This window comes from Bacillus sp. AFS053548 (assembly GCF_002575105.1).
Classification (GTDB): Bacteria; Bacillota; Bacilli; order Bacillales; family Bacillaceae_G; genus Gottfriedia.
The window spans coordinates 1-4032 of sequence record NZ_NUHI01000056.1; the positions used below are offsets into that span (position 1 = coordinate 1).

General features: G+C 31.1%; 5 protein-coding genes. 2 read left to right on the forward strand and 3 right to left on the reverse strand.

The annotated features are described in order from the left end of the window. Positions 1 to 126: 126 nt before the first annotated feature. Together CN946_RS23615 and CN946_RS20780 are read right to left on the reverse strand one after the other, a co-directional pair. Complete coding sequence (locus tag CN946_RS23615; RefSeq protein WP_176547395.1) at positions 127 to 276, reverse strand: hypothetical protein; 150 nt, start codon at positions 274 to 276, stop codon at positions 127 to 129. Positions 277 to 478: 202 nt separating this feature from the next. Then, positions 479 to 985: a hypothetical protein gene (locus tag CN946_RS20780; RefSeq protein WP_098862828.1), complete on the reverse strand. Its 507-nt coding sequence runs from the start codon at positions 983 to 985 to the stop codon at positions 479 to 481. Positions 986 to 1243: 258 nt separating this feature from the next. Between CN946_RS20780 and recJ the strand changes: the two genes are divergently transcribed. Further along, positions 1244 to 2905 (forward strand): single-stranded-DNA-specific exonuclease RecJ, encoded by a 1662-nt coding sequence (gene recJ, locus CN946_RS20785; RefSeq protein ID WP_098862829.1) that lies wholly within the window; start codon positions 1244 to 1246, stop codon positions 2903 to 2905. A gap of 199 nt (positions 2906 to 3104) precedes the next feature. Continuing rightward, a complete protein-coding gene (locus CN946_RS20790; RefSeq protein WP_097978927.1) occupies positions 3105 to 3332 on the forward strand; it encodes a hypothetical protein in 228 nt (75 codons plus the stop codon). Between the two features lie 115 nt (positions 3333 to 3447). Here CN946_RS20790 and CN946_RS20795 read toward each other — a convergent pair whose 3' ends face one another. Further along, positions 3448 to 3945: a GrpB family protein gene (locus tag CN946_RS20795; RefSeq protein WP_097978926.1), complete on the reverse strand. Its 498-nt coding sequence runs from the start codon at positions 3943 to 3945 to the stop codon at positions 3448 to 3450. Positions 3946 to 4032: the final 87 nt, after the last annotated feature.

Below are 4032 nucleotides of genomic sequence, written 5' to 3' on the forward strand. Positions count from 1 at the left end.
TCTACTACAAATGTAGGTACTAAATTTTTTAAATAATGTACTTTAAAATTGGTACTTCAACAAATGAATTTTTATTAGATAACCCATTTATATAATCCAGGAAAGAGATCAAATAAAAAAAACGGACTACTTTTTTGCTGTAGTACCGTTTTTAAAGGCTATCATTACACTTTTCGCTATTAAATTGATATTTGGTTTATTTCTAATAATAACTGTGCCAATGGGTTTCTTAGGAGCTGATGTAGCACTGTTATCCTTTGAATCATTGTTTACCATGCTACCCCGCCCTTTCCCTTTGTATAATTCTTATGGTTGTTATACAGGGGCGGTTAAGTGCTTTCGCACATTCCGTATTAAATTATATGTGCTGTATGCTTGCCTTTGTGCCAATGTACATGCAAATAAAAATTCATCTCGTCTTGTTGTATTCAGATTAAAATCACAAAAAAAGGATTAGCTTATGCCAACCCTTTCCACATTATTTATTATCTGCTAACCATTGTTTTACCTTTTTCTTCATCTGTAAATCTAATTTTTCAAGATCTCCCTGGTTATTTCTAACTTGCTTTACATACTTACGAGGAAACATTCTTTTTAATGAAACCCCAGGATCACCTTCATCTGGCTCTTCATATTCTACAACTGAATAGGAGTATCCTTGTCGCTTCAATTTAATCAAAGCAGGCAAAGAATGACCAGCTTGACTTTCTGTTTTTGTTGACAAATTATAGGTACCGAAAAGGGAATAAAAGTAGACTATCAAATTATCATTCTTTTTTTCCGTTCCATACACACTATGTACTTCAAATTGTTTATCGCTTGGAGGTAATACCCCTTTATAATAATCGATAATAAAATCGGATATGATTTGATCCATTTCTTTTGTTACATTTGTTCTACCATCAGTAATTACAGATTTACTGCAACCAGCTAAAAATATTGAAGTAAACAGCACAACCATAAAACTACATTGAATTTTTTTCATCCTTATACCCTTTTAATTTGAATGTTTAAAGAATGATTCGTTTTAAATTTACTAACGCCTTCCATTTTCTCCCACCTTTATTAAATTTCCTTAATATTATATTGAGGAACTATTTATTTATTACCTCCAAACGGTATGTACCCTAGTTTTTGAGCACCTACATTATTTTTAAATAAAAATAAAATGTTTTTATTTAAGAATAATTACATTTCATATCGTCAATTCTATACATATGAAAATTAATCTCGGAGGTACTTTATGAGCTGGAATAAAATTAAACCGATTGAAGATGAAACAGAATTTGCAATGATACGCTACCTTTCGTCCCAATATTGTCTTCATCCAACCATTAGCCAACATTTGTTCCATTTAGGGATAAATACAACTAAAAAACTGGGAAACTTTCTCATTCCTTCACTTAATTCTATGCATCATCCATTTTTGCTAGATGAAATGAGTATGGCAGTCCCCCGAATCTTACAAGCTATTGCACGACAAGAACAGATTCTTGTATTTGGAGATTATGATTGCGATGGCATGTCCTCTTCGACTATTTTAAGCCAAGCCTTAATTGAATTGGGTGGTCAGGTAGACACACGATTACCTTTAAGAACAGAAGGTTACGGATTATCAAAGGAAATCGTTAACAGTCTATCAAAAACTTATTCACTGATTATTACAGTTGATAATGGGTCAAGTGCTCATGACGCATTACAAGCAGCAAAAGTAAAAGAAATTGATGTGATTGTCACTGATCATCACGAAGTATTGAATGGAAGACCAGATTGTTTGGCTTTTATTAATCCAAAACGAAAAGATAACCATTATCCAAATCCAAACTTATGTGGTGCTGGAGTTGCATTAAAACTAGTACAAGCTATTTATCTTAAGTTAAACCGAGAATGGATTGGTGAATCTTTTAAATTTTTTGACCTAGCAACTTTAGGAACAATCGCAGATGTAGTGCCATTAACTGGAGAAAACCGAATTATCTGTTGGCATGGATTACGAAAAATAAAAAATCAACCTCATCCTGCATTCAAAAAAATAATGAATAAATTAAGGATTAAAACAGTTGATAGTTCAACATTTGGCTTTACGTTGGGTCCAATTTTTAATGCGTGCGGACGAATTGGTGACCCAAATTTTGCTGCTGCCATTCTTCGCTCTACTGATCCAACTAATGAAGAAATTGATGAACTCATTGCATTAAATGACAAACGAAAAAAAGTAACAGCAGAACAATTCTTGACGATTCAGGAAAAAATACTGAGTGAAAATTTACTAAACGATGACGTTTTAGTGATAAACGGGGATTTTCACAAAGGGATTATTGGGATTCTCGCATCCAGAGTTTCGAACTATTATAAAAAACCTACAATTGTTATCTCTAGTGACGGAACAGGTTCAGCAAGAAGTTTACAAGGAAGTCAATTTTCCATTATTAATTGTATATCTGGATGTGAAGATTTATTGAAGAAATTCGGGGGTCATCCAATGGCAGCTGGTTTTTCGATCAATTTAACCGAAAGTCAGGTTAATTTATTCCGATCAAAAATACAAAAAGAAGCATTAAAACAGCATATCAGTTCACCACAACAGTTTTATATCAGTAACATACCTATTCACACATTTCCAAAAGAATTGATGACTGATTTGCCTATATTAGAACCTTATGGAATGGGCATGCCAAAACCAATTTTTAAAAGTAATTCAACTAAAATAGCATCATCTCAATATTTTGGCAAAGAGAAAGAACATTTAAAATTACTAATTAAAGATAAAAATGTTTTAGGATTTTCACAAGCACATCTATTTCATAAACTTAAGCATCTATCTGAATTAGATTTATTTTATTCTGTTAATTGTCATAAAAAAGAGGACTTTTTTTTACATGATTTAATGAAAAAAGAAGTTTGATCTTCTAGTAAATGAATAAATAATACTTACCAAAGTTGCACATATCATAAAGCAATTGTGTAGTCAAATGGTTCAAAAAAACTGTGGTTTTCCAACAGTAATTGGAATTTATTTAGTATCAAAAATTTATGAAACTTTCTTAATTGAAAATAAAATATTTAAAAGTTATTTAAATATCTAAAACTAAGGGGTATTTATTTTGGATACAAACATTTTGTACTTTAAAATTTACGAACATGAAGTAACATCTAGTGATTATGTGAGTTGGGCTATAGAAATGCTATTAAACGATTACTCAACAGACTCATTAATTAACTTGGCATCATTTATCGAACCACTCGATATTCTTGAAGTTGAAGAATATTTTCAAAGATCGATAAAAGAATTAAATATAAGTAAACCTACACATCAAGAATGTGCAAGATAATATAAAAGTCATTCAATAAGTTTTAATTGAAGCTTACCCTACTTTTTATTATTAGGTACATTACGGGTAACTTGTACAAAAACTAGTTAATATTATTTAATAAATTACTTATGTGTCACAATTTTTTAAATTCAGGCGAATGCATTAACTTTTCGAAAAACTTGTTTTTGCATTCCCTATAATCATCCATTCCCTTCCCTTCGAATTTCCTTTTTAAATTATCATACTCTACTCTGTACTTATCATTTAATAATAAAATATCTCGGAATTTCCAAAAGAAATCAAATTCAGAATCAATAATCGTTAGTTGTACCCCTAAAGGTGGGTCAATTGAATCATTTTTAAATGCTCTAAACAAGTCAGTTTTAGTGCTACCTTCATTAAGTTCAAAAACAGATGTAAGTGCTTTAACTGCTTTTTCGAATTGTTCAGGAATAACACGCACTTGTATATCTAGATCACCCTTTGTAAGGCTATTAGGGATGGCTGTACTTCCAACGTGCTGGACATCAGCTTCTGGCAAAAGACCTTTAATTAATTTTCTATGAATTAAGAATGATTTCTCTGCTTTTACAAAAAGCAATGAATTATTCGAAAAACTAACTAGTTCCATTTAATCCTCCAACCAATCATTTTTTTATTAATTCTACTTTCTTATTCAACGAATCTACCATTTAGCACAATCGAGTAGGAGGGGGCG

Bases quoted from the DNA above. Each gene is read 5' to 3' on its own strand.
- CN946_RS23615 (WP_176547395.1), bottom strand. From the start codon at position 276: ATGGTAAACAATGATTCAAAGGATAACAGTGCTACATCAGCTCCTAAG.
- CN946_RS20780 (WP_098862828.1), bottom strand. From the start codon at position 985: ATGAAAAAAATTCAATGTAGTTTTATGGTTGTGCTGTTTACTTCAATA.
- recJ (WP_098862829.1), top strand. From the start codon at position 1,244: ATGAGCTGGAATAAAATTAAACCGATTGAAGATGAAACAGAATTTGCA.
- CN946_RS20795 (WP_097978926.1), bottom strand. From the start codon at position 3,945: ATGGAACTAGTTAGTTTTTCGAATAATTCATTGCTTTTTGTAAAAGCA.